Origin of the sequence: Corynebacterium tuingiense (genome assembly GCF_046718165.1) — a bacterium.
GTDB lineage: Bacteria > Actinomycetota > Actinomycetes > Mycobacteriales > Mycobacteriaceae > Corynebacterium.
Genome location: NZ_CP177101.1, coordinates 1,044,677 through 1,068,284, shown reverse-complemented (window position 1 = coordinate 1,068,284; position 23,608 = coordinate 1,044,677). Strand labels below are relative to the sequence as shown.

The window sequence follows — 23,608 nt, the reverse complement described above, 5'->3', positions numbered from 1 at the left end:
CTTACGCTGAAACCGAGACACACTTCCTGCTACTTAACCCTAAAAAATCCCTCCTCAGGAAATCCTGGGGAGGGAAAATTATTGCCTGAAGGCGAGATTACTTCTTGGAACTTTCCGCATCGGAAGACTCATCGTCTTCCTCTGGGTCACCGATAGCACCGGTTTCTTCGATCCACTGTTCAATCTCTTCCGGCGAGCGGTCGTGCTCTACGCCTTCGCGCTCGACGTAGTAGGTGTGATCGTCCTGGTTTTCCTTCTCAAATTCTTCCTTATCAAAGTCCACGTTGTCATCACTGTCGAGCTTCTCCGTCACCTCGGTCACGAGCTCTTCATAGAGCGCCTCGCTATCCATATTGGAATCCTCGAGGTGCTGGCCAATCTCATCGTCGTAACGCTCTGCGTCATAATCCTTATTCGGATTCAGCTTGAGGTGCATCAGCGAACGCACACGCTCGCGGCGCAGTGCCTCGTCCTGAATCTTGGACTGGCTGCGGAACCACGCGAATACCAAGACGGCCACCATCGCAATGCCCATGTAGCCAATGACCGGGTAGACGTACTGCATCAAGGTCTTGAAACCGAAGAAGGAGACGCCGAAACCTGCGAAACAGCCTGCGATAAAGATAACGCGGAACTTAGCCTCGTTGCCTGCAGAGAGGCGCTTACCCAATGCGTAGAACATACCAATGGCGGTATTGAAAATCATCAGGTAAATAATGATTGCCATGATCGCGCCCAACACTGGGTGAACGTCATCGACCAAGGACAGCATCGGGATGTCAGAGTCCCCGATAGTCTCGGCATTCATCAACAGCGAGAAGCCTGCCAGGCCCATCATGATGGAGTAGACAACGCCGCCTACGACGCCGCCCCAGCCAGCTTCACGCGGGCTAATGTTATCGCCACCGATAACCAGCGACATCGAAACCGCCAGCATCAAAGCCAGACCGTTGTAGTTCAGCGCGGAGACCAACCAGTTGCCAATCGGGGTATCGATTTGGCTGGAGGCGTCCATGGCCGCGCTGACATCATCAGGCATATTGAACATGGTGTAGATGGCCACACCAACGACGGCAATGATGATGGACGGGGTGAGCATACCGATGACCTTGGACACCTTATCGACGTCCATCATGCCGACGGCAATCACGAGCCCCAGCATCACCGTCGAGCCAATCCACGCCGGCCAGCCAAATTGCTGCTCCATATTGGAACCAGCGCCAGCAAGCATCACAAAGCCGATGGCGAAGAGCGTGATGATAACGGCGACGTCCAACAGCTTGGACACGATTGGGTGGGTGACTTTACGGAACACCGTGTTGTGCTCAGTGGCGTGGAAATAGCTACCCAATTGCAAGAACACGGTGCCCGCCAGCGTCATAATGGCCGCTGCGACCACAATGCCGGCAATACCCCAGGTGCCGAAGGCGGTGAAATATTGCACGACCTCTTGGCCCGTAGCAAAGCCCGCGCCTACCAGCAGGCCCACGAAGGACATAGCCATGGCGAGAATATTTTTATAAGACACAGTTGCCTAACTTTTGTAGCGGATAATTTTCACACACCAGTGCGCGCGTCCTAGGCCCCCTCCTTATCCCCCGACGCGTGCGGAGAGGCGCGGCGCAGGAGTGTGCTCCTGTGCACATGGTACGTAAGCCAATAGCGAAATCCTACTTGCACGTGCGTGAAATACAATACATCATCTTTTGTCGATGAAGTAGCTTACATACTTAGTCCGCGAAAGTTTCCGTATCGATGACAAAACGGAACTTCACATCACCGGCAACAACCCGCTCATAGGCTGCGTCAACGTCATCAACGCCCACCTTTTCGATGACCGCGCCGATGCCGTGTTCTGCACAAAAGTCCAGCATCTCTTGGGTTTCGGCAATGCCGCCAATATTGTTTCCGGTCAATACTTTACCGCCACCAACGAGGTTGCCCATCGTGATTCCCAGTTCCTCCGGCGGCAGGCCGACCACAGACATGATCCCCCGCGGCTTCAACAGCTGCAGGTAGTCATTGAGGGAATAGGAGGCGGAAATGGTAGACAAAATCAAGTCGAACTCGCCCTTGTGGTTGGCAAAGAAGTCGGGGGCCTCACCCGTTGCCAACACCCGCTGCGCGCCGAGCTTGTAGGCTTCTTGTTCCTTGCGCAAGGAGCGGGAAATGACGGTGACCTCAGCGCCCTTGGCGGCGGCGATCTGCACACCCATGTGGCCCAGACCGCCAAGGCCAACGACGGCTACCTTATCGCCTTCCTTGACCTGCCACCGGGCCAAGGGCGAGTAGGTGGTAATTCCGGCGCACAAGAGCGGGGCGGCAACATCAAAGTCGAGGCCTTCCGGAATCGTCAACACAAAATTCTCATTGACCACGACCTTTTGCGCATAGCCGCCCTGGGTAATGGTTCCATCAACGTCTTCAGAGTTATAGGTTCCCACCGAGCCGTTCAGGCAGTTTTGCTCCTGGCCATTGCGGCACTGCTCGCACACCCCACAGGAGTTGACCAAACAGCCGACCCCCACGCGGTCGCCCACCTTAAACTTGGTGACCTTGTCCCCTACTGCTTCGACCACGCCAGCGATCTCGTGGCCCACCGTCAGCGGGAAGTGGGCCTCGCCCCACTCATTGCGAATAGTGTGGATATCCGAGTGGCAAATGCCTGCCGCCTTGATATCGATGACGACGTCATCTTCGCGGGGATCGCGCCGTTCGATTTCTACGGTGCGAAATGGTGCATCCGGACTCGTTTTTTGCAGAACTTTAGATTTAATTGGCATGTCACATAGTCTACGCTTTACCGGCCTGACCTGCCCAAATGAAAATTATGCTCAATTTAAAACTACGAAAGCCAGCCTCCGACCTCTGTGGAAGCAGGGACGAAGACTGGCTTACTTAAGTGCGCTTTAGCTCAGCTTTTCCGCGATCAGCTTATTAACCTGACCCGGATCCGCCTTGCCCTGCGTCGCCTTCATCACGGCACCGACGATCGCACCGGTGACCTTCTTATTACCGGCGCGGTACTTCTCCACGATGTCCGGGTTGGCGGCCAAGGCATCATCCACAGCCTTTTCGATGGCCCCATCATCGCGCACGACCTCGAGACCGCGCTTGGCGACGACCTCATCAACATCGCCCTCGCCCGCCAGCACGCCATCGACAGCTTGGCGCGCCAGCTTGGTAGTCAACTTGCCTTCCTTGACTAGGGTGATAACGCGTGCGATGCGGGCTGGGGTGATATCCAGCTCGGCCAGGGTCTTATCCTGCTCATTGGCCTTACCTGCAAGATAAGACACCCACCAGGAACGAGCCTCGTCCGGCTTCGCGCCGGCTTCAACCGTCTCCACGACGAGATCCAGCGCGCCCGCGTTGACCAGGTCGCGCATCTCCTCGTCCTTAATGCCCCACTCCTCTTGGATGCGCGCGCGGCGGACCCACGGCAGCTCCGGAAGGGTTGCGCGCAGCTCTTCTACCCACTCGCGCGGGGCGATGACCGGCGGCAAATCCGGGTCATTGAAGTAGCGGTAGTCTTCAGCGGTTTCCTTCGGGCGACCCTTAGAGGTAGAGCCATCGGTTTCTTGGTAGTGGCGGGTCTCCTGCTCGATGCTGCCGCCATCTTCCAATACCTGTGCCTGGCGCTGCATCTCAAAGCGCACAGCCTGTTCGACCGAGCGCATGGAGTTGATGTTCTTCGTCTCGGTACGGGTACCGAATTCTTCTTGGCCGATAGGGCGCAAGGATAGGTTGGAGTCCACGCGCATGGAGCCTTGATCCATGCGGGCATCGGAAACGCCCAATGCGGCGACGAGCTCGCGCAGCGCCGAGACATAGGCCTTTGCCACCTCGGGGGCGCGCTCGCCGGCGCCGATGATGGGCTTGGTGACGATCTCAATGAGCGGAATGCCCGCGCGGTTGCAGTCCACCAGGGATGCGGTGGCGCCGTGGATGCGGCCATCGGCGCCACCCAGGTGGGTCAGCTTACCGGTGTCTTCTTCCATGTGGGCGCGCTCGATCTCCACGCACCATTCCGTGCCGTCTTCCAGCACGACGTCGAGGTAGCCGTCATAGGCAATCGGCTCATCGTACTGGGAAATCTGGTAGTTCTTTGGCTGGTCTGGGTAGAAATAATTCTTGCGGGCAAAGCGCGAGGACTCCGCGATGGAGCAATTGAGCGCCAGTCCAATCTTGATTGCGCCCTCCACGCCCTTGGAATTAACCACGGGGAGCGCACCGGGAAGGCCTAGCGATACCGGATCGGTATTGGAATTAGGGGCTGCGCTGAAGTTCGTGGCGGAGGTGGAAAACATCTTGGTTTCCGTATCCAGCTCCACGTGGACTTCCATGCCCATTACCGGTTCATACTTGTCGAGGACCTCGTCGAAGTCCATCAGGTCATACATCGCAGCAGTCATGCGTGCCATCTTAATACGTCCGTGCACTCTCGCGCGCTAGCCCCTAGGGTGACTGTCATGACGACTCCGCATACAGTAGACAACTCGCTTGTCGATGCCCCACTGATTAACATCGCAGTCTTTTCTACCGCCCCCTCGACCGAAGAGATCACAGAGGCCGTTACCGGGACCTTTTCGGGGCGTGCCGGAGAGATTACTCCCGGCAAGAACCCGGGCAGCCTAGTGGTGCCTATCGATGGCGCGTTTGTCCTGCACTACCAGACCATCGATTCTGCACCCACCCCAGATAGTTACGGCCTCCACCCCATCTTGAGCGCCGATGCCGGCGACCTCAACACCGCGGGAGCCCAAGTGCTGGTCTCGGTCCTTCCGGATAATCAGGAACACGACCTCTCTCACCAATTCCGCGAGCCGCGCCGCGAGCACCTAGAGCTGCTATCCCAAGCGACGTCCGCCGTAGCCCAGCACCCCAATTGCCTCATCATCCACAACCCGCGCGGAAACGTCTCTATTTCTCCTGCGAAGTTTATCGATGCGGTACGCAATAACCTCGCGCCCATGCACATTGCGCCGGTATGGATTATCCAATCTGGCGGCGAGTTCCGCGGCTATTCCATGGGCCTCGTCCAGGCAGGCCACCCGGAAATTCAAGCGCGCACCAGCTCGATGGATCCCACGGATCTCTATTACAAGCTGGCAAATATCGCCAACCACATCCTGCAAGGCGCCACCGTCAAAGGCGGCGATACCTTGGCCTTCGAGGAAGGCCAGGCCCCACTCACCATCACGGAGGAGCCCTGGTTCGTAGACCAGAACTTCCCCGCTGTCACCATTAATTTTTAGCTGACTTTGGCCTTGCGGGCATCGCTAAAACGGCACAGCGCAGCCAGGATCGCGCCGGACAAGTTGTGCCACACGGAAAAGACGGCGCCGGGCAAGGCAGCCAGTGGGCTCATGTAGGAAGAGGCAAGGCTGGTGGCCAGCCCGGAATTTTGCATTCCTACCTCCACGGCCATGGTGCGGCGGACCGGAACCGGCTGGCGGGTAAATAGGCCCGCGAGGTAGCCCAAGCCGTAGCCGCACGCGTTGTGAATGACCACGGCGGCAAAGACCAGCACACCGGCGGTGGCGATATTGTCATGCGCGCCGCCGACCACGATGCACACGATCAAGGCAATCGCGGTTACGGAGATCCACGGCAAAGCCGCTTGAACCTTTGCCACGAGCCGGGGAAGCAGCATGCCGATGACGATGCCCGCGATGACCGGGACGAGCACCACCTTCACGATGGACCACGCCATCGATGCCGCGGAAACCGGCATGTATTCACCCGCCAGCCACAAGGTCAACAGCGGGGTGAGGATGGGAGCCAAGAGCGTAGATATGGAGGTCATGGTCACCGAAAGCGCGACATCGCCGCGCGCTAAGTAGGACACCACGTTAGAGCTCGTGCCACCTGGGGCGCAGCCGACCAAAATCACTCCAGCCGCAACCGCTTCTGGCAGGTCCATGACTGCCACCACGGCGAGCGCGATAAGCGGCATGATGACAAACTGCGCCACCACGCCGAGCACCACTGGCAGCGGCCTGCGCGCCACGAGCGCAAAATCTACCGGCTTGAGGGTCAGCCCCATTCCGAACATGACGATGCCCAACAACGGCGTTACCTGCGGTGCAAAGGATGCCGCGGTATCGGGAGCGATATAGCCAATAATTCCGCCGATGATAACGAGCACGGGAAAGCCGAGCGCCGCGATAAGCGCCTGCCGTTCCTCCTGTTTTTCTGTAGCTCTATCGGTACTCATAGAGAAAAGGATACCCTCCCACGACGTGAGAGGGCGATCTTAATATTCGAGACGGTAGTGCTTAGTAGTCCTTAGCCAAAAAGCGCCTGCGCGTTGCGGTAGCGGGCATCTGGCACCGTCTTTAGCGTGCCCACAGCCTCTTCCAACGGCACGAGGTCAATATCTTCACCGTGCAGGGCAACACACATTCCCGAATCCCCGTGGTGCGCCGCGCGGGCTGCGTGGACGCCGTAACGGGTGGCCAAAACGCGGTCATACGCTGTGGGCGTTCCGCCGCGCTGAATGTGCCCCAAGACGGTGGTGCGCACGTCATAGCCGGTGCGCTTATTGATTTCATCCCCAATGACCTGGCCAATCCCGTTGAAGGTTTGGTGGCCAAATTGGTCGACGCCGCCGGCTTCGAACTCCATGGTGCCCTCCTTCGGCAGGGCGCCTTCGGCCACGCAAATGATGCCGTACTTCTCGCCCATCTGGAAGCGGCGTTCCATCGCCTTGGTGATTTCCGCGATATCGAAGGGCTCTTCTGGGATCACCGTGTAGTGTGCGCCGCCGGCCATGCCGGCATGCAGAGCAATCCAGCCTACGTGGCGGCCCATGACCTCCACGATGAGGATGCGGTTGTGCGACTCCGCCGTCGTGTGCAGGCGGTCGATCGCATCAGTTGCCACCGATACCGCAGTATCGAAACCGAAGGTGTAGTCGGTGGCGTTGACGTCATTGTCAATGGTCTTCGGCACGCCCACGACGGGGATGCCATTATCGTTAAGCCACTTCGCGCCCTTGAGCGTGCCTTCGCCGCCGATGGCGACGAGGGCGTCGACCTCGGCCTCGCGCATATTCGTCTTGATCTGCTCCAAGCCGGCCTTGAACTTATCGGGGTGCAGACGGCCGGTGCCCAAGATGGTGCCGCCGCGCAGAAGAATCCGGTCGATGCTGGCATCGTCGTAGAGATCGCGCCGACGGTCTTCTAAAAGGCCAACCCACCCGTCTTCATAGCCCACGACGGTATCGCCAAATTCGTTGGATGCGGTTCGCACAACCGCACGGATTACAGCATTCAGGCCGGGGCAATCGCCACCGGAAGTCAGTACAGCTAGACGCATAACCCCAATTTAGCGCAGGATTTTTATCCATGCAGCGTGTCCACGTAGCGCAGCGAAGAGATAAGCCCCACCACCAGCGCGATAACAATTACCAGGATCGAATTGATAATCGCCGTGGTGGGATTACCCGTTTGCATCACGGCGGAGACTAAAGCCACGCCTACCACGGATCCCACCTGGCGGGAGGTGTTATACGCTCCGGACGCGGCACCCATGTGATGAGGTGAAATATCGCGCAGCGTCGTTGCCGCGTTGGATCCCCAGATAAAGGACTGGCCAATTCCTAGGGCTGCGATGGGCAATGCCAGCCACCACGGATTGGCATCGGCATGCATGACCCACCAAGCCAAACACAGCGAGGCGATCATGAGGCTAAATCCCACCAGCCCCATCAGACGCGGATTCACCGCGTCCGTAAGAATGCCCGCGATAGGTGACATCAGCATAGAGACCAGCGCCATGGGAGCCACGATGATGCCGGCCTCCCCGGCGGATAGCCCCTTAACCGATTGCAACCACAACATCACCGGCAACATGACCGAAGCCGCCATAAAGCCCATGGTCAAAATGCCCACGGAACCGGCCGCATAATTGCGGTTGTGGAAGAGCTCCACCGGAAAGAGCGGCGTAGAGCCACGATCCTGCGCGCTAGCCTGCAGGCGCACGAACGCGATGCTTGCAACTATGCCAATGGCAAGCACCACCAGCACCCGCCAATCCCAATCCAGCTCTGGGCCTTGTTGGATACCAAAGACGATGGAACCAAGCGCAATGAGCGAGACCACGGCAGAAGGCTTATCGATGTCCTGGGCTGTCGTCGGCAGCTTCGGTATCCACAGCAGGGCCAGCACGATGGCGGCGATAACGAATGGAATATGCACCCAGAAGGCCGCCTGCCAGCCAAAAGAAGCCACGAGGAACCCGCCGATCAGCGGCCCAGCCAATGACGCCACGGAGCCGATGATCCCCCACACCCCGAGCGCGCGCCCACGCCGCTCGCGGGCGAATACCCGGTTAATAACGGACATCGTCTGTGGCATCTCCAGCGAGGCCCCTAGGCCCTGCACGATGCGTGCGACGATGAGCACTTCTATCGATGGCGCCAGCGCACACGCTACTGCGCCGATCCCAAATAGCGCCACGCCGATGCAAAACAGGGCGCGCTGGCCGAGGACATCACCAAGCCGCCCCGTAAAAAGCAGCGGCACCACCACGGCAAGCAAAAAGGCGGCGGAAACCCACATGATTTCATTGACCGTGGCGCCCAAATCCGCTTGAATATCCGGCAGGGCGATGGCCACCATCGATTGGTCCAACAGGGATACAAAGAAACCGAGGGATAGGGCGAACATGGCGAGCCATGCCTGGCGCTCCGATGGCAGGTTAGTCTCCACAGTCATGGCAGGAATTCTAGCGGGGCACACAAATCAGGCCTAGACTGGCCACCATGTCCATGATTGATATCAAAAAGCCACAAGACGTATCCACCGCCACCACCGTTACCCTCGGCCTAATCGGTGGTTGGGTCACCGCCCGCGAGACCGGCATTCGCCCGCTCGGCGGCGTCATCCTCGGCGCAGCGGGCCTGTGGGCCGGCCGCTCTTGGGCCAAGAAGACCAACCCAGCCACGACAGCGGGCCTATCCGCCCTGTATGTCGGCGCATTCGGCGCCTCCCACCCATTGGCAAAGAAGATTGGCTCCTGGCCAGCAGTCCTCACCGTGACGGCCGCCTCTGCAGGCGCCGCCTACGCGCTTTCCGATGCCAAGTAGTCCACCCCGCCACATAAACAACAGCACCATGGTCCCCCGCTAAGGAGGATCATGGTGCTGAGTGGTTTTGTGAGTATTTACTCGACGACGTTGAAGACAACGGCATTGTCTTCAGTGCCCAGTGCGGCCTGGCCGTCAGGCAGGGCATAGAAGGAAGGCTCGGACTCGAGGACGTCACGCAGGGAATCAGAAAGTGCCTGGGTGTGGTCATCGCACGTCACCTTGGTGGAGGCGAAGTCGCCTACGTGAATGGTGCCATCCTTATCCACATCGTAGGAGGTGGTGTAGGTATTGCATCCATCATCGAGGACCAAGGACTGATCCTTGGCGAACTCCACGGTGAACTGGCCGTCTTCCTTGACGGACTGCAGCTCACCGGTGATGGTCTGCCCCTCGATGTTCGGCACCAGCTTGTCAGCGTCTGCCGGCAGGGATTCCACCAAGTCGCTCTTGGCGGTGGAGTCTACTACCTCGGTACCGGGCTCAACCGGTGCGGGGTTTTCTGCGGGCTCGGGGGTTGCTGCGGGTTCCTCAGCGTGTGCTACGCCCATGGCCATGAGCGCAGCGGCGGAAGCGGACATCGTCGCGGTTGCAATCTTTTTCAAAGTCATACCCAATAATTTACCCCTGCCGGATGGGCATCCGACAGGGGTGTAAACGAATCGTTATCTAATCCGCAGCTATTTCACAGTGACAACGATTTTAGATAGCGTGGCTATTTTTGGCGCTTCGCTTCATAGGCTGCGCCCACCTTGTACAGGCGATCATCCTGGAAAGCCGGTGCCATGATCTGCAAACCGGTAGGCAGGTCGCTATCTGCAGCCATGCCGGAAGGCACGGACATGCCGCACAGACCGGCGAGGTTCAATGGCAAGGTGCACAGGTCGAAGTTGTACATCGCCATGGGGTCTTCGACCTTCTCCCCCAGCTTAAACGCGGTGGTTGGGGTGGTCGGAGAAACCAATACGTCAGCCTGCTCAAAGGCGCGGGCAAAGTCCTGGGCCACCAGGGTGCGCACGCGCTGCGCCTGCAGGTAGTAAGCATCGTAGTAGCCCACGGACAGGGCGTACGTGCCCAGCATGATGCGGCGCTTGACCTCGGGCCCAAATCCCTCTGCGCGGGACTGGGACATGACCTGCTCCGCGGAGTGGGAGCCGTCATCGCCAGCGCGCAGGCCGTAGCGCATGCCATCAAAGCGGGCCAGGTTGGACGAGACCTCACACGGCATAATCAGGTAGTAGGCGGCCAATGCCTCATCGAAGTGCGGGCAGTCCACCTCGACGATTTCCGCGCCCTGCTCGCGCAGCTGTTCCACTGCGGCGTGGTAGTTCTCCATCACGCCGTCTTGCCAGCCCTCGCGCTCGAATTGCTTAATAAGGCCAACCTTGACGCCGCTCAGATCGCCATTCGCGCCTTCGCGGGCTGCCTCCACCACGGGGGCAACCGGCTTATCCACCGAGGTGGCGTCGAACGCATCGTGACCAGCAATAACCTCATGCAGGAGTGCGGTATCGAGCACCGTACGACCACACGGACCCGCTTGGTCCAGCGAGGACGCGGCCGCAATCAGGCCATAGCGAGACACCGTGCCGTAGGTGGGTTTTACGCCCACGGTATTAGTTAGCGCCGCCGGCTGGCGGATGGAACCGCCGGTATCGGTACCAATGCCCAGCGGCGCCTGCCCCGAAGCAAGTGCTGCCGCCGTGCCGCCACCGGAGCCACCCGGGGTGCGCTCGGTGTCATACGGGTTGTGAACTGGGCCAAAGGCGGAGTTCTCATTGGACGAACCCATCGCAAACTCATCCAGGTTCGTCTTGCCCAAGATCGGGATGCCGGCCTCGCGCAGGCGCTTGGTCACCGTCGCGTCGTACGGAGACATGTAGCCTTCAAGCATCTTGGATGCGGCGGTAGTGGGGGCATCGGTAGTAACCAGCAGGTCTTTCAAGGCCAACGGCACACCGGCCAAGGCCGATGCGGGCTTTTCGCCGGCGTCGAGGGCCTTATCCACGGCATCGGCAGCCGCCAATGCTTCCTCCTGCCCCACGTGCAGGAAGGAGTTAAGTTCCGGATTGGTTTCTGCAATGCGATCCAAAAAGGCCTGGGTAACCTCGCGGGAGGTCACCTCGCGCGCGTGAATCTTCTCCGCGAGCTCGGCGGCGGTCAAAGAGGTCAGTCCCTCCGCAGGTACGACAACGTTGGTCATTTACTCTCCTCCCAAAATCTGCGGCACGACGAATCGCTCATCTTCCACGGCCGGCGCCTGGTCCAAGGCCTGCTCTGCGGTAAGGGTGCGCACGATAACGTCTTCGCGCATCGGTGCATCCACGGAGTGCGGGTGGCTCATCGGTTCCACGCCTTCAGTGTTCACGTTCCTTACTGCGGAAACGGAATCAACAATTTCATCAATCTGGCTTGCGAATTGGGCTAGCTCTTCATCGCTTAATGCCAGGCGGGAAAGCTTGGCAAGGTGGGCTACCTCATCACGCGAAATCTCAGACACGCGAACTCCATCCTTTTTCCATAATCGACGCGCAGGTGAAAATTATTTTCCCGCGCGTACTATGTAAATTGCTAAGGCTCCATAATACTGCACCTACCCGCGCAGTTGCCGAGTCACCCCGAATTATTGCCCCTTGAACGCCGTACTGTGACCCAGGTATCGTAAATGGGACTACAAGCTACTGAAAGCGTGCGACTTAATGTCTTACCTAATCCGTGTCCTGCTTCCCGATACCCCTGGTAGTTTGGGCCAGCTTTCGGAGGCCTTCGGGCTGGTTGACGGCAATATCCAATCCGTTGACATCGTAGAAACCTTCCCGGATGGCACCGTCATGGATGACATTGTCATTGAGCTTCCCGCAGACGCGATGGCCGATGCCCTCATTACCGCCGCCGCCTCCGTCCAAGGCGTGGAAGTAGATTCCATCCGGCCCTTCAGCGGCCGCGTGGACCGGCGCGGGCAGATCGAACTATTAGCGCGCGTTGCCGCCAATGCCTCAAACGTCACGGCAGCAATGGAGGAAGTCGTCGCGGCCATCCCGAAGGCGGCGACCTCCACGTGGGCCATCGTCATTGACAATAATGAGCCCATTCACCGCGTCGCCTCCTCCAACGCGGCTCCTGCCGATGACGATACGATTCCGGTCGACCTCAACATCGACAGCGCGCGCACCCTGCACCCCGATAAAGACGAGTGGGTGCCAGAAAGTTGGGCGCTGCTCGATTCCGCCCTGGCCGCCGCTCCTCTGGGAGATACCGGGATGGTCATCGCCATGGGGCGTACCGGCGGGCCAGAATACTTGGCCTCCGAGGTAGAGCACCTCGGCCACATCGGCACGATTTTGGGTGCCTTCCTCAAATAAGCCCGGCGCGGCGCGGCTACACCTCCCCGGTGTTTAAGAGCGTGTGGAATTGCTCTTCGTTCAAGATACGCACCCCGAGGTCGCGGGCCTTGTCCTCCTTGGAGCCGGCATTGGCCCCGGCGACGAGGTAGGAGGTTTTCTTCGATACGGAACCGGTTGCCTTTCCGCCGCGGCTGATGATGGCTTCCTTGGCGGAATCGCGCGTGAAGTCGTCGAGGCTGCCGGTGACAACGATGGTCAGGCCCTCTAGGGTCTGTTCTTTCCTGTCCTCGGCGGCTACCTCCATGGCTAGGCCGGCTTCTGCCCATTTCTCGACGATGGTGCGGTGCCAGTCCACCTCGAACCAGGCGTGGAAGGATTCAGCGATGACTGCACCCACACCGTCTACCTCTGCAAGATCCTCGGTCTTAGCGGCACGCAGCTTTTCCATGGAGCCGTAGCGCGCTGCCAAGGCGCGGGCGGCAATGGGGCCGACGTGGCGAATGGACAGCGAGACCAGCACGCGCCAGAAGTCGCGGTCTTTGACCTCTTCTAAGTTCTGCAGCAGGTTCTTGCCCGCGGTATTGACCTTGGCGTTGCCCTCTTTTTTGCTGCGCTTATCCTTCGTATCGCGCTTGGCCGTATAGACATCGGAAGCAAGCAGTTTTTCTTCCGTTAGCTCAAAGAGCTCGGATTCATCGGTGAGGATGCCGTTCTCAATGAGGTCCATGGCCCCCTTCTCCCCCAGCGCCTCAATGTCGAGGCCCTTGCGGGAGGCGAGGTATTCCAGGCGCGCGGAGAGCTGGGCTGGGCAGGATTGGGTATTGGGGCATCGCCAGTCAGCATCGCCATCTTTTTGTGGGGCGAGCGTCGTGCCGCAGGCTGGGCACTGCGTGGGGAAGCTCCATTCGTATTCGCTGCCATCGCGCTGTTCGCGCACGGGACCTAATACCTCAGGAATGATTTCGCCGGCCTTGCGGATAATAATGGTATCTCCAATGAGCACCCCCTTGCGCTTGACCTCAGACTGATTGTGCAGGGTGGCCATGGACACCGTGGAGCCGGAGACAAAGACCGGTTCCATGATGGCAAAGGGGGTAACCCGCCCCGTACGCCCCACACCGACCTCGATGTTTTTCAGCTTCGTCGTGACCTCTTCAGGCGGGTACTTATAGGCAATGGCCCAGCGGGGTGCGCGGGAGGTGGCCCCGAGCTGGCGCTGTGAGCCCAAATCGTCCACCTTGACCACGAGCCCATCCATTTCAAAAATCGCATCGTGGCGGTGTTCGGCCCAGTAAGATACTTCCTCTTGTACTTCTGCGGCGGAGTGCACCTGCTTGGTATAGGGCGATACGGGCAGCCCCCATGCGGCGATGGCCTTATAGGCATCGTGCTGGGAGGAGGGGGAAAATCCCTCCCGCGCGCCTAGGCCGTGACACACCATGCGCAGGCGGCGCTTTTTCACCTCGGCGGGATCCTTCATGCGCAGCCCGCCGGCCGCAGCGTTGCGGGGATTGGCAAACCGCGCTTTGCCGTCTGCCGCGCGCTCCTCATTGATTTCTTCGAAATCTTCGGGACGCATATAGACCTCACCGCGGATTTCAATAAGGTCCGGGACTGGGTACTCTTCGGTGCCCGTAAGTTCGTGCGGGATATCAGAAATGACCCGCGCATTGGCGGTAATTTCCTCACCCACGGTGCCATCGCCACGGGTAGCAGCGGTATCCAAACGTCCATTGCGGTAGACCAAGTCAATGGAGAGGCCATCGATCTTCAGCTCCGTCAGGTAGGTCTTGGCGGGCGTCCTATCCAACCAGTCCTGCATCTCACCGGCGCTAAAGACATTGTCTAGGCTCATCATGCGCTCGAGGTGTTCAATGTCCTCACCGGCGTTCGGCGCAGCACCTACCTGCTGGGTGGGCGAATCCGGAACCGCCAGCTCCGGATGCTGCTTTTCTAGGTCCATCAGGCGCTGGAAAAGCGCATCAAAGTCGGCATCGGGAATCGCGGGTTCACCGTTGTAATACAGGTTGCGGTGGCGGCGCACTTCCTGCGCCAGGTCGTTCCATTCACGTTGCACATCAGCTGGATTAGTCACGGTATCCAAGTCTAGCGATCCCCCATGTCCGGGCTAGCTACTAAGGTATGGACCATGAACTTCGACGCCTCCCGCATGCTCGCCTTCGACCTTGAGACCACCTCCGCCAACCCCAAAGACGCTCGTATCGTTACCTCTGCCTTGGTCCGCATTGACGGCCGCGATGTCCAGAAGGTGGAGTACCTTGCGGATCCCGGCATCGAGATCCCCCAAGCCGCCACCGACGTGCATGGAATCACAACGGAAAAGGCTCAGGCTGAAGGCCGACCGCACGAGGAAGTCCTCAAAGACACGGTTGATGCCATCAAGTCCGCGTGGGACGACGGCCTGACGCTCATTGTGTATAACGCGGCCTTCGACCTTACCGTTCTGCGCAGCCTTACCGGCGATTTCACGGTCACCGGCCCTGTCTTTGATCCGTACGTGATCGATCGCGTGAGCGATAAGTGGCGCAAGGGCAAGCGCACCCTTGGCGCGGTGTGCGAGCACTACGGCGTGGAATTGGGCAATGCGCACGAGGCCACTGCCGATGCCCTCGCTGCCGCCCGCGTGGCCTGGAAGCAGGTACGCCAGCACTACCCCAACCTCGCACAGATGGACGAAAACGAGCTCATGGAGTTCCAGGCGGTCAAGTGGTACGAGGACCGCGTCGCCTTCAAGAAGTACCTAGAGGGCAAGGGCCGCGATGCCTCCGATGTCTCGACGGCGTGGCCGCTAATTTCCTAGCGCGCTCCTCACCGCAGCCGCTTAAAGGTCGCCCGCATCGCGGGTGAGGATTCCGGCGGTCTCGGTTACAGAGCGCAATGAGCTTGCCGATGCCCGAACCGGAAACACATCAAAGTGATCCACGAGCAGCTCACGCGGCATGCCTATGCGGTCTAGGTGGCGGGCAAGTGAAATCGCCTCTGCCCGCGCGTCTTTGCCGGAAAGTGCGACACCGACGCGGCGGCCTTCGGACAGGTGCTCGCCCATCCCATCGAAATGCTCCGGGGTAGAAAGGCGGTCGCGGTAGCGCGCGTCAACGAGGAATGTCTTCGCGGCCCCAGCCACCGACCACAGCGGCGGGGAATAGAGATAATCCGCCTCAAAGCGCAGGAGGGTCTCGAGTGCCACCTCGTCAGGGACGGCGGGGATCGAATCAAAGTCGGTGGTTCCTGGAATGCGGCCAGCGATGACATCGGCAAGCAGCGGCTCATCCAGTTGCACCACGACCTCGCCGTGGAAGCGGCGTGCGACGTCGGTGGCGTGGGTGCGGATGCCGTGCAGCAGGGCATCGGAAAGCTCCGCAAAGGCACCGGAATCGGTGAGGACGCGGTGGCCATCGGCAAGCTCAATGCTGGCCGCCAGTGACCATGGGCCGAGAGCCTGCACCTTGATGCGAGGCACGGTCTCTCCCCACACCTGCTGTACCTCATCGAGGTCGCGCTCGAGGCGATCCCACGCGCGGCGGGTAAGCAGCTGGGGCCGGGCCGTCATGCGCCACGACCGGGGGCCGCGATCGATGGTGATGGCCTCAAGCATGCTTGCGGTGCGTCCCACCGAATCGGAGCCCAACCCGCGTTCCGGCAGCTGTGGGAGGGCGGGAAGCTCGGTCTCACCCATGATGATGTCCGCTGCCTCCGCCATGGACGTGCCGGGCATGGGCCCGAGTGCGAATCCAGTCATCTACAGGGTCTCGCAGATGGTGCCGGAACCGATGACGATATCGCCGAGGTCATCCGGGGATGGCAGGTACAGCACCGCAGCCTGTCCACGGGCAACGCCAGACAGTGGCTCCTTGAGCTCCAGGCGCATCGAATCGGCGGCGCGGTCCACGTGGGCGGTGCACGGCACTACTGAACCGTGCGCGCGAACCTGCACCTCGCACTCGAAGTCGCCGTCCATGCCAGGGTGCAGGTACTTCAGGCGATCGGCACGGATGGCGGTGACCGCTAGGTCCTCGCGCGCGCCGACGGTCACCGTGCCCGATGCAGCATCGATATCGGTGACATAGCGCGGGCGGCCATCAGCAGCCGGGGCCTTGATGTCCAGGCCCTTGCGCTGGCCGATGGTGTAGTTCCACGCGCCATCATGTTCCTTAAGCTCCGTGCCCTCTTGGTCCACAATCATGCCGGGGCGAAGCCCGATACGCGATCCCAAGAACTGCTGGGTATTGCCGTCTGGAATGAAGCAGATGTCGTAAGAATCCGGCTTCTTCGCCGTGGAGAAACCGTGCGCCGCAGCCTCTTCGCGGATCTGCGGCTTGGGGGTATCACCGATGGGGAAAAAGCAGTGCTCCAGCTCCTCGGCAGAAATGACGCCGAGCACATAAGACTGGTCCTTGTTCTCATCCTTTGAGCGGCGCATATAACCATCATCATCAAGCGTGGCGTAGTGGCCGGTCGCAACGGCATCAAAGCCTAGGGCCATGCCCTTTTGCAGCAGCGCGCGGAATTTAATCTTCTCATTGCAGCGCAGGCAAGGATTCGGGGTTTCACCGCGGGCATAAGAATCCACGAAGTCCGTGATGACCTCTTCCTTGAATTCCTCCGAAAAGTCCCAGACATAAAACGGAATGCCCAGCTTATCGCAGATGCGGCGGGCATCGGCGGAATCCTCCAGCGAACAGCAGCCGCGGGCTTTTTCGCGCGTTTGCTGCGCGTCCTTATGCAGCGCCAGGTGCACGCCGACGACATCGTGACCAGCCTCCACCGCGCGGGCGGCGGCGACAGATGAGTCCACGCCGCCAGACATTGCTACCAATACTCGCATTGCATTCCCCTTTAAATACCTCGACTACAGGCCCGAAAGTGTACTCCCTTGCCCCAACGCAGCTTAAATCGATTCCATTCCCTAAGCTTGAATCCCATGGGTAGAAAGCGAGCCGCGAACAGGTCAAGCATTACCGGCACCTACGAGATCTCCACCGGCACCGCCGAGGTCATACCGGATGAATTCCGCGACGGGGCCTATATCCTTAACGTCAATGGCGTTCCTAGCAGCCATATCGTCTTGGGCGAGCCGCAGGAACTCGACTTTGAATACATGCGCTGGATCGCAGCTGCGGTAGAGCAGCTTAATACGGTCTCGCCCAATAAACTCCGCGTTACCCACCTCGGCGGGGCCGGCTGCTCACTTCCACGCTACTTCGCCGACCTGTGGCCGGACAGCCGCCATACGGTGGTCGAGCTCGATGCCAAGCTGGGCGAATTAGTCCGCGAGCTTTTCGATGTCCCCCGTTCCCCCACCGTCAAGATCCGCCCCGGCGATGCCCGAAAAGAGACCGAAGGTTTTCTGCCCGCTAGCCGCGATATCATTATCCGCGATGTATTCGCTGGGGATAAAACCCCGAAAAGCCTGACTACGGTGGAGTTTTTCCGCGCGGTGAAGTCATCTCTTTCAGCCGGCGGCCTCTACGTGGCCAACTGCGGCGACTACTCGGATCTCCAGCTGGCGAAGCAAGAATTAGCCGGGCTCTCTGAGGTCTTCGACCACCTCGCCGTCATCGCTGACCCGCCCATGCTCAAGGGACGCCGGTATGGAAACATCATCTTGCTGGCCTCAGATACAGAACTGCCAGCTGAGGGCTCGATACAAGCCGCTCAGCTGGCAAAGGCACTCTTAGGTGGGGCCGTCCCAGCTCACTTTAAGGATGAAAGCTGGACCCGAAAATTCTTTGCGGGAGCTACTTCAGCACACGATTGAGCAGCTCGGCCACCTGATTAGCGTCGAAGTCGGGGACATCGGCACCGGCCTTCTTCGCGGCATCCTTGGCTTCTTCGACTTGGGCGCCGGAGACCTCGCCCTTGTCGACGCCATTGACATGGCCAGCGTTTTCTAGCAGCATCGCCAAGTCGCCCACGGTGAAGTCACCAACCGCCATCTTGCCAAGTTGCTTGAGAGGTAGAGCGTCCTCGTCTTCCAAAGCCTTCACAAAATCTGCCAGGCCCTCAGCAGCCTGGGCATCGAGCCCGGCGTCTTTGGCGGCATCGGCAAACTGGGGCATTGCGATGAGACCAGCCGCAAGGGCGAAGATTGCACCAATCAGCGGCGTGCTATCGGAGCTCAGGTCCACACCATCGTCGAGGACGAGGCTATCGAGCGCGCCGCCAATATCAACGTAATTGCCGCCGCTAAAAGACTCTAGCTGCTGCTTCGAGCCATTAAAGAGGTTCATGTCCACGTCGGTGGGAATACCAGCGACCTTGCCTGATCCGGATCGCTGCCAGAAGGACAGGTTCTGCCACCCACCCACTGGATCCGGGGCTTCATCCTGGTATGCCGCCAACCACAGTGGCATATTGGAGAACTTCTGGGAGTTATTCATCTCGCCCATCCAGAAGTACTTGTAGGTATAAATCATTGGGGTGCGGTTGGTCAGATGTTTGAGCTCGGAGGTAAATTCCTCGATCCAGCTCTCCAGCTGGGAGGCCGACTTGCCTTCGGAGACCTCGATATCAAGCACCGGCGGCAACGTCTGGTTCGGCGCCAACGCAATCTGCGCCGCAAAGTTAGCAGCCTGCGTCTTCGCATCGCCAGCCGGGCGCGCATAATGGTATGCGCCAGTCTTCAGGCCGTGCACATTGGCCGCCTGAATATCCTTAACGTAGTGCGGGTTAATCCAGTCTCCACCCTCGGTTGCCTTAACAAAGGCGAAGGACTGGCCGTCAGATTTCACCTTATTCCAGTCAATAGGCATGCCACCGGGGTGCTGGTGGGCAGCAATATCAATGCCTTTCGGTGCGTTGGTTCCCAGTGCTGCCTGCGCGGCAGCGGTCCCGCTCACCGTGACTGCAACTGCAGCGATAATCGCGATGATGCTCTTGCGGAATGCCCTCATAGTTGTCATGCGCGAGAGTCTAACAACCATTCACACTAACCACATGTGCAACACACGCATCATGGAGACAAATTTTTCACTCGCGTAGACAGTATCGCTGGAAATGTACCATCTAGAACATATATTCGCTTTTCAGCTTGCGCGGGTCTAGTGGTTGCCTTATGGTAAATCTATGGAAATTAGAAACTTAGTGCGAAATTCGGGGGATAATCGCCGTGGAACCCTACTACCTCATCACTGACCCACACGATGACATCGCGGTTAGTGCCACCTGCAATAGAAAGTCCGACTACCTACTCTGGAAGGAAATTCGACCCAACCTAGAAGACGATTTCGATATTTCGTGCCATACCTTGGCCGGGCGCACCGGCTTGAGCGAACGGCGCACGAGGGATATCACCATGGCCCTGTACCGCTTAGAAGAGTTGCCGCGCACCCAACTACTGCAGGAAACCTACTACTTCCTCGACTTCTCTCGGCTTATCACCATCGACGCCGTCTTAAGTAAGCTCGGCGAAGTAGACAGCGGCACCCTTCAACGCATAGACGCCGAATTAGAAGAGTATCTCACCCCTACAAAACCGGGCCAAAGTTTTCCATCAAATGCTGCCTTGCGCCGCAAGCTCAACGGGCTCATCACAATGGAATCCCCGGACTCTACGGGAGACAAGGAGCCCGAGGAAGAGGACGCGCGAAATGAATCCTATTTCATCTACCCCACCGCGGGCGGACGAGCAGGGTTAAACGTAGAGTTCGACGAAGACGCGCTCATCCTCATTGACGAGGTTGTTCAGCGCACGGCGGAAGAACACGGAATCAGCAAGGCCGATGCCCTAGCCCAGCTGATCCTCGGAACCGTCGAAGATAAATCTCAGGTGCATCTATATATGTACCGCGCCAGCGATATAAAAGCGGCTCCCGGTTTTATCCAGGGCTATGGATGGGTACACCCTGATACCGCAGACCGGCTAACCCCGACTACGACAAGGGATATGGACCAGGCGGCAACAAGGGTAAGCCCGGCCTACTCCACGCCGCCGCTCATCGGTGCCTATGTGGAAGGTCGCGATGGTGTGTGTCGTTGGCCAGGGTGCAACCGCCCAGCATACCAGTGCCAGAAGGACCACAGGATTGATTTCTCAGAGGGAGGAAAAACAACGGCGGGAAATTTGGCCTCGTTGTGCCAGCACCATCACAATGTAAAAACGGATAAAAGCGCCTTTTACATCATGGATCCGCACAGCGGAGACATTATCTGACTCTTCCAAGACGGGCGGTGGGAATACGACGAACCGCAAGGGCCGCTAGCGGCGAAGAATAAGAACTGGGCGCTCACCGTTGCCCAGGCAATCGCCGCGCGGCGCAATGCTGCCAAAGAAAGGGCTGATACCTAAACCGTGCGGGCCCGAGCAACGACGTCCGGCAAGTGCGCGAGCACGTAATCCACATCGTCTTCGGAGGTAAGGCGCCCCAAGGTAAACCGGAGGGATCCGATTCCTTCTTCCTCGCTGACGCCCATTGCAGAAAGCACATGGGACATGCGGTTGACGCCTGCGCTGCAGGCACTGCCTGTCGATGCCTCAATCTGCAACGAGTCCAGCAGCATGATGAGGCTGTCGCCATCAGTGCCAGGGAAAGAAACGTGTAGGTGCGACGGCAAGCATGGTTCGGTGGAATTCACCACGACGTTGTCAACGGAAGAAAGGATCCCATCCCGCAGCTTGTTCCGGAGTCCAGTGATGCGCTTGCCCTCGGCAGCGCTTTCGGCGATGGACTCCTCCAACGCAGCGGCAAGCGCGGAGGCGCTGGCGACGTCCACCGTGCCTGGGCGAAGTCCGCGCTCTTGGCCGCCGCCATAGGATATCGGGTGCGGCGCTGGGGTGCGCTTGGCCAATAGCACGCCGATACCGCGCGGGCCGCCAAACTTGTGGGCGCTGGCGGCGAGCGTTGTGATGCCCAATTCCGCAAAATTGATGGGCAGCTTGCCCGCTACCTGCACCGCATCCACATGCATGGGAATACCGGATTGTTGCGCGAGGGAGGCCAGCTCCTCGATGGGCTGAATCGCACCGGTTTCGTTATTGGCCCACATGCAAGTAGCAAGATCGGCAGGCTCCGCGAAGGCGCCCCCGTCGCTGATGTGCCCGGTGCGGTCTACGGGGAGCAGGTCCACGGTGGCGCCGGCTTGGGCAAGCTTGCCAACGGTATCGCGCACGGCTGGGTGCTCAATATCCGTCGAGATGATGCGGTTGGTGTTTCCCGCCGCATAAAGGCCCTGGATAGCGATATTGTCTGCCTCGGTGCCGGAGGAAGTAAAGATGACCTCGATAGGTTCGCAGCCAAGGAGGGAGGCGACTTTCTCGCGGGCATCGTCAAGCACAGAGCGGGCCCTGCGGCCAGAGGCGTACTGCGCACTAGAGTTGAGCGATCCGGAGGCGGCAACCCATGCGTCGATGGCGGATTGGCGCATCGGCTGGGTTGCTGCGTAGTCGAAATAGTGCGGCATTACTGGCGCGCCTTCAATTCCTCGGTCAAAGCTGGGGCGATCTCGTGCAGGTCACCGACGACGCCGAGATCCGCGATCTGGAAGAACGGCTCATCCTGGTCCTGGTTAATCACCACGATGGTGCCGGAGGTCTGCATGCCCGAGGTGTGCTGAATGGCACCGGAGATGCCCAAGCCAATGTAGAGATCTGGCGACACGGTCACGCCTGTCTGGCCCACCTGGTGGGTGGCATCGTAGAAGCCTTCATCGACGGCGTCGCGGGTGGCACCGACGGCGCCACCGAGGGCATCGGCAAGCGGCTCTACGACCTCGCCGAACTTATCGCCGACGCCGCGGCCGCCGGAAACCACAACCTTGGCTGCGGTGAGCTCGGGACGGGCGGACTTTTCGGCGGGAGTAAAGGAATTAACCTTGACATCCTTTTCGGTTGCCGCAGGCAGTGGCATTGGGGCCGCTTGAGTTTCCACCTGCTGGGGCTCCGCCACAACGGAACCGGGCTGCAGGGTATATATCGGGCAGCTACCAGAGGCCTGCGATGTGGTCTCGTAGGTGCCACCAAAAATGGTCATGGTTGCAGAGCCATCCGCCTCAATGGAATCCACATTGACGAGCGCCCCGGAAGCTAGACGAGCGGACAAGCGGCCCGCAATCTCGTTATTCGTCGGGCTGGCGGCCAGGACAATGGGCGCTGGATTGGCTGCGCCCAGGGCATGCAAAGCATCAACCTCAGGAATCACCAGGCGCTGGTCATAATCCTCCGCCGTTGCCTGCACCACCTGGGCGGCACCGAGGGCGGCTAGCTCGGCATCGAAGGCATCTGCCTGCTTGCCGACGACCACCGCAGACACCGTACCCAATTCGCGTGCGGCGGTAATGAGCTCACCGGTAACGGGGAGAATGCTGTCTGCATCGTGTTCAACAAGTACGTAAACGTGAGACATTTCTACTCCTAAATCAAGTTCTTTGCAGCTAGGAAGTCAGCAATCTTCTTCGCAGCATCCTGTGGCTGCGGCTCCGAGATAACCTCGCCTGCCGTGCGCGGCGGGCGCTTGGAAGAAGAAGTGACCGTCGTGGTCGGCGCAATGGCATCAATACCCAAGTCCGCCACGCTCAGAGTGGTAATCTCTGCCTTCTTTGCGGCCATAAGCCCCTTAAAGTTAGGGAAGCGCGGTTTATCAGCCTTATCGGTGACGGAAATAATCGCAGGAAGGGCCGCCTCGAGCTCCCAGGTTCCGCGGGCGTCTTCGCGGCTGCCTTTTACCGCGCTGCCCTGAAGCTCCACCTTGTGCAGCTCAGTCAATGCGGGCAATTGGCGGTATTCAGCGAGCAGTCCGGCAATCGTTCCGGTCGAGGCATCGGAAGCCTCATTGCCCAATGTGATCAGTTGGACATCCTCTAGCGTGTTAATCGCTGCGTTCAGGGTCCACGCGGTAGACAGTGCATCGGCGCCGGCCAGTGCGTCGTCGGATACGAGGACCGCATCATCTGCACCCATCGCAAGGGCCTTGCGGAGGGCTTCATCTGCTTGAGCGGGGCCCATCGTTAAAGCGACAACACGGTAATTTTCATCCGGATTATCATCGCGCAGGCGTAGCGCCTGTTCCACGGAGTATTCATTAATCTCATCAATGATGTTGTCCACGGAGGTGCGATCCAGGGTGTGGTCATCCTCCAGAGATTTGGTGGACCACGTATCCGGTACATGCTTGACCAGAGCCACAATCGTTGGCATTGGGGGCACTCACCTTTC

Annotated in this window: 22 protein-coding genes; 6 read left to right on the top strand and 16 right to left on the bottom strand. The window is 59.4% G+C overall.

Going from position 1 to position 23,608, the window contains the following annotated elements; genetic code table 11:
* Positions 1 to 97: 97 nt before the first annotated feature.
* The 3 genes from ACLI1T_RS05110 to gatB form a co-directional block, all read right to left on the bottom strand.
* Entirely contained in the window at positions 98 to 1,528 is a 1,431-nt protein-coding gene (locus ACLI1T_RS05110; protein WP_411703218.1) for a hypothetical protein, read from the bottom strand.
* Between the two features lie 202 nt (positions 1,529 to 1,730).
* Positions 1,731 to 2,783 (bottom strand): NAD(P)-dependent alcohol dehydrogenase, encoded by a 1,053-nt coding sequence (locus ACLI1T_RS05105; RefSeq protein WP_411703217.1) that lies wholly within the window; start codon positions 2,781 to 2,783, stop codon positions 1,731 to 1,733.
* 126 nt (positions 2,784 to 2,909) lie between these two features.
* Positions 2,910 to 4,415, bottom strand: a complete 1,506-nt coding sequence (gene gatB, locus ACLI1T_RS05100; RefSeq protein ID WP_411703216.1) for an Asp-tRNA(Asn)/Glu-tRNA(Gln) amidotransferase subunit GatB — start codon at positions 4,413 to 4,415, stop codon at positions 2,910 to 2,912.
* Between the two features lie 57 nt (positions 4,416 to 4,472).
* Here gatB and ACLI1T_RS05095 point away from each other — a divergent pair, with 57 nt between their 5' ends.
* Complete coding sequence (locus tag ACLI1T_RS05095; protein WP_411703215.1) at positions 4,473 to 5,258, top strand: DUF4261 domain-containing protein; 786 nt, start codon at positions 4,473 to 4,475, stop codon at positions 5,256 to 5,258.
* On the opposite strand, the gene ACLI1T_RS05090 is transcribed toward ACLI1T_RS05095, so the two are convergent.
* The 3 genes from ACLI1T_RS05090 to ACLI1T_RS05080 all read right to left on the bottom strand — a co-directional run bounded on the left by ACLI1T_RS05090 (position 5,255) and on the right by ACLI1T_RS05080 (position 8,723).
* Positions 5,255 to 6,220, bottom strand: coding sequence for a bile acid:sodium symporter family protein (locus ACLI1T_RS05090; RefSeq protein WP_411703214.1), 966 nt, complete (start codon positions 6,218 to 6,220; stop codon positions 5,255 to 5,257). The two genes, ACLI1T_RS05095 and ACLI1T_RS05090, sit on opposite strands and share 4 nt — an antisense overlap.
* Before the next feature lie 71 nt (positions 6,221 to 6,291).
* The gene (locus ACLI1T_RS05085; protein ID WP_411703213.1) at positions 6,292 to 7,323 is read right to left on the bottom strand and encodes an ATP-dependent 6-phosphofructokinase; all 1,032 of its coding nucleotides are present in this window, start codon (positions 7,321 to 7,323) and stop codon (positions 6,292 to 6,294) included.
* A 23-nt stretch (positions 7,324 to 7,346) separates the two neighbouring features.
* Positions 7,347 to 8,723 (bottom strand): DHA2 family efflux MFS transporter permease subunit, encoded by a 1,377-nt coding sequence (locus tag ACLI1T_RS05080; protein WP_349853138.1) that lies wholly within the window; start codon positions 8,721 to 8,723, stop codon positions 7,347 to 7,349.
* A 47-nt stretch (positions 8,724 to 8,770) separates the two neighbouring features.
* Here ACLI1T_RS05080 and ACLI1T_RS05075 point away from each other — a divergent pair, with 47 nt between their 5' ends.
* Positions 8,771 to 9,094, top strand: coding sequence for a hypothetical protein (locus ACLI1T_RS05075; RefSeq protein ID WP_349853137.1), 324 nt, complete (start codon positions 8,771 to 8,773; stop codon positions 9,092 to 9,094).
* Between the two features lie 77 nt (positions 9,095 to 9,171).
* On the opposite strand, the gene ACLI1T_RS05070 is transcribed toward ACLI1T_RS05075, so the two are convergent.
* The 3 genes from ACLI1T_RS05070 to gatC form a co-directional block, all read right to left on the bottom strand.
* Positions 9,172 to 9,705, bottom strand: a complete 534-nt coding sequence (locus ACLI1T_RS05070) for an META domain-containing protein (RefSeq protein WP_411703212.1) — start codon at positions 9,703 to 9,705, stop codon at positions 9,172 to 9,174.
* 104 nt (positions 9,706 to 9,809) lie between these two features.
* Positions 9,810 to 11,297 (bottom strand): Asp-tRNA(Asn)/Glu-tRNA(Gln) amidotransferase subunit GatA, encoded by a 1,488-nt coding sequence (gene gatA / locus ACLI1T_RS05065; protein WP_411703211.1) that lies wholly within the window; start codon positions 11,295 to 11,297, stop codon positions 9,810 to 9,812.
* Complete coding sequence (gene gatC / locus ACLI1T_RS05060) at positions 11,298 to 11,594, bottom strand: Asp-tRNA(Asn)/Glu-tRNA(Gln) amidotransferase subunit GatC (protein ID WP_349853134.1); 297 nt, start codon at positions 11,592 to 11,594, stop codon at positions 11,298 to 11,300.
* A 199-nt stretch (positions 11,595 to 11,793) separates the two neighbouring features.
* On the opposite strand from gatC, the gene ACLI1T_RS05055 reads away from it, so the two are divergent.
* Entirely contained in the window at positions 11,794 to 12,456 is a 663-nt protein-coding gene (locus ACLI1T_RS05055; RefSeq protein ID WP_349853133.1) for an amino acid-binding ACT domain protein, read from the top strand.
* A 16-nt stretch (positions 12,457 to 12,472) separates the two neighbouring features.
* On the opposite strand, the gene ligA is transcribed toward ACLI1T_RS05055, so the two are convergent.
* A complete protein-coding gene (gene ligA, locus ACLI1T_RS05050; RefSeq protein ID WP_411703210.1) occupies positions 12,473 to 14,542 on the bottom strand; it encodes an NAD-dependent DNA ligase LigA in 2,070 nt (689 codons plus the stop codon).
* A gap of 45 nt (positions 14,543 to 14,587) precedes the next feature.
* Between ligA and ACLI1T_RS05045 the strand changes: the two genes are divergently transcribed.
* On the top strand, positions 14,588 to 15,259 hold the full coding sequence (locus tag ACLI1T_RS05045) for a 3'-5' exonuclease (RefSeq protein ID WP_349853131.1): 672 nt from the start codon (positions 14,588 to 14,590) through the stop codon (positions 15,257 to 15,259).
* Positions 15,260 to 15,280: 21 nt separating this feature from the next.
* On the opposite strand, the gene ACLI1T_RS05040 is transcribed toward ACLI1T_RS05045, so the two are convergent.
* Together ACLI1T_RS05040 and mnmA are read right to left on the bottom strand one after the other, a co-directional pair.
* Positions 15,281 to 16,198, bottom strand: coding sequence for a methionine synthase (locus ACLI1T_RS05040; RefSeq protein ID WP_411703209.1), 918 nt, complete (start codon positions 16,196 to 16,198; stop codon positions 15,281 to 15,283).
* On the bottom strand, positions 16,199 to 17,284 hold the full coding sequence (gene mnmA / locus ACLI1T_RS05035; RefSeq protein ID WP_349853129.1) for a tRNA 2-thiouridine(34) synthase MnmA: 1,086 nt from the start codon (positions 17,282 to 17,284) through the stop codon (positions 16,199 to 16,201).
* A gap of 96 nt (positions 17,285 to 17,380) precedes the next feature.
* Here mnmA and ACLI1T_RS05030 point away from each other — a divergent pair, with 96 nt between their 5' ends.
* The gene (locus ACLI1T_RS05030; RefSeq protein WP_411703208.1) at positions 17,381 to 18,217 is read left to right on the top strand and encodes a spermidine synthase; all 837 of its coding nucleotides are present in this window, start codon (positions 17,381 to 17,383) and stop codon (positions 18,215 to 18,217) included.
* On the opposite strand, the gene ACLI1T_RS05025 is transcribed toward ACLI1T_RS05030, so the two are convergent.
* On the bottom strand, positions 18,198 to 19,361 hold the full coding sequence (locus tag ACLI1T_RS05025; RefSeq protein ID WP_349853127.1) for a glycoside hydrolase family 25 protein: 1,164 nt from the start codon (positions 19,359 to 19,361) through the stop codon (positions 18,198 to 18,200). The two genes, ACLI1T_RS05030 and ACLI1T_RS05025, sit on opposite strands and share 20 nt — an antisense overlap.
* Before the next feature lie 206 nt (positions 19,362 to 19,567).
* Here ACLI1T_RS05025 and ACLI1T_RS05020 point away from each other — a divergent pair, with 206 nt between their 5' ends.
* Positions 19,568 to 20,611 carry an HNH endonuclease signature motif containing protein gene (locus ACLI1T_RS05020; protein ID WP_411703206.1) on the top strand — a complete coding sequence of 348 codons (1,044 nt, stop codon included), beginning with the start codon at positions 19,568 to 19,570 and terminating at the stop codon, positions 20,609 to 20,611.
* A 131-nt stretch (positions 20,612 to 20,742) separates the two neighbouring features.
* On the opposite strand, the gene ACLI1T_RS05015 is transcribed toward ACLI1T_RS05020, so the two are convergent.
* From ACLI1T_RS05015 to ACLI1T_RS05005, 3 genes are read right to left on the bottom strand one after another with little or no spacing between them, the layout of a single operon-like run.
* Positions 20,743 to 21,858 carry a cysteine desulfurase family protein gene (locus tag ACLI1T_RS05015; protein ID WP_349853125.1) on the bottom strand — a complete coding sequence of 372 codons (1,116 nt, stop codon included), beginning with the start codon at positions 21,856 to 21,858 and terminating at the stop codon, positions 20,743 to 20,745.
* Positions 21,858 to 22,799, bottom strand: coding sequence for an electron transfer flavoprotein subunit alpha/FixB family protein (locus ACLI1T_RS05010; RefSeq protein WP_349886766.1), 942 nt, complete (start codon positions 22,797 to 22,799; stop codon positions 21,858 to 21,860). Before ACLI1T_RS05010 ends, ACLI1T_RS05015 begins: the two co-directional genes overlap by 1 nt.
* Before the next feature lie 8 nt (positions 22,800 to 22,807).
* Positions 22,808 to 23,590, bottom strand: a complete 783-nt coding sequence (locus ACLI1T_RS05005; protein WP_023026369.1) for an electron transfer flavoprotein subunit beta/FixA family protein — start codon at positions 23,588 to 23,590, stop codon at positions 22,808 to 22,810.
* Between the last annotated feature and the right edge of the window lie 18 nt (positions 23,591 to 23,608).

What these genes read in the sequence shown, in the direction of transcription:
- ACLI1T_RS05105 (WP_411703217.1), bottom strand. Translation starts at nt 2,783, where the DNA reads ATGCCAATTAAATCTAAAGTTCTGCAAAAAACGAGTCCGGATGCACCA.
- gatB (WP_411703216.1), bottom strand. Translation starts at nt 4,415, where the DNA reads ATGACTGCTGCGATGTATGACCTGATGGACTTCGACGAGGTCCTCGAC.
- ACLI1T_RS05095 (WP_411703215.1), top strand. Translation starts at nt 4,473, where the DNA reads ATGACGACTCCGCATACAGTAGACAACTCGCTTGTCGATGCCCCACTG.
- ACLI1T_RS05090 (WP_411703214.1), bottom strand. Translation starts at nt 6,220, where the DNA reads ATGAGTACCGATAGAGCTACAGAAAAACAGGAGGAACGGCAGGCGCTT.
- ACLI1T_RS05085 (WP_411703213.1), bottom strand. Translation starts at nt 7,323, where the DNA reads ATGCGTCTAGCTGTACTGACTTCCGGTGGCGATTGCCCCGGCCTGAAT.
- ACLI1T_RS05080 (WP_349853138.1), bottom strand. Translation starts at nt 8,723, where the DNA reads ATGACTGTGGAGACTAACCTGCCATCGGAGCGCCAGGCATGGCTCGCC.
- ACLI1T_RS05075 (WP_349853137.1), top strand. Translation starts at nt 8,771, where the DNA reads ATGTCCATGATTGATATCAAAAAGCCACAAGACGTATCCACCGCCACC.
- ACLI1T_RS05070 (WP_411703212.1), bottom strand. Translation starts at nt 9,705, where the DNA reads ATGACTTTGAAAAAGATTGCAACCGCGACGATGTCCGCTTCCGCCGCT.
- gatA (WP_411703211.1), bottom strand. Translation starts at nt 11,297, where the DNA reads ATGACCAACGTTGTCGTACCTGCGGAGGGACTGACCTCTTTGACCGCC.
- ACLI1T_RS05055 (WP_349853133.1), top strand. Translation starts at nt 11,794, where the DNA reads ATGTCTTACCTAATCCGTGTCCTGCTTCCCGATACCCCTGGTAGTTTG.
- ACLI1T_RS05045 (WP_349853131.1), top strand. Translation starts at nt 14,588, where the DNA reads ATGAACTTCGACGCCTCCCGCATGCTCGCCTTCGACCTTGAGACCACC.
- ACLI1T_RS05040 (WP_411703209.1), bottom strand. Translation starts at nt 16,198, where the DNA reads ATGACTGGATTCGCACTCGGGCCCATGCCCGGCACGTCCATGGCGGAG.
- mnmA (WP_349853129.1), bottom strand. Translation starts at nt 17,284, where the DNA reads ATGCGAGTATTGGTAGCAATGTCTGGCGGCGTGGACTCATCTGTCGCC.
- ACLI1T_RS05030 (WP_411703208.1), top strand. Translation starts at nt 17,381, where the DNA reads ATGGGTAGAAAGCGAGCCGCGAACAGGTCAAGCATTACCGGCACCTAC.
- ACLI1T_RS05025 (WP_349853127.1), bottom strand. Translation starts at nt 19,361, where the DNA reads ATGACAACTATGAGGGCATTCCGCAAGAGCATCATCGCGATTATCGCT.
- ACLI1T_RS05015 (WP_349853125.1), bottom strand. Translation starts at nt 21,858, where the DNA reads ATGCCGCACTATTTCGACTACGCAGCAACCCAGCCGATGCGCCAATCC.
- ACLI1T_RS05010 (WP_349886766.1), bottom strand. Translation starts at nt 22,799, where the DNA reads ATGTCTCACGTTTACGTACTTGTTGAACACGATGCAGACAGCATTCTC.
- ACLI1T_RS05005 (WP_023026369.1), bottom strand. Translation starts at nt 23,590, where the DNA reads ATGCCAACGATTGTGGCTCTGGTCAAGCATGTACCGGATACGTGGTCC.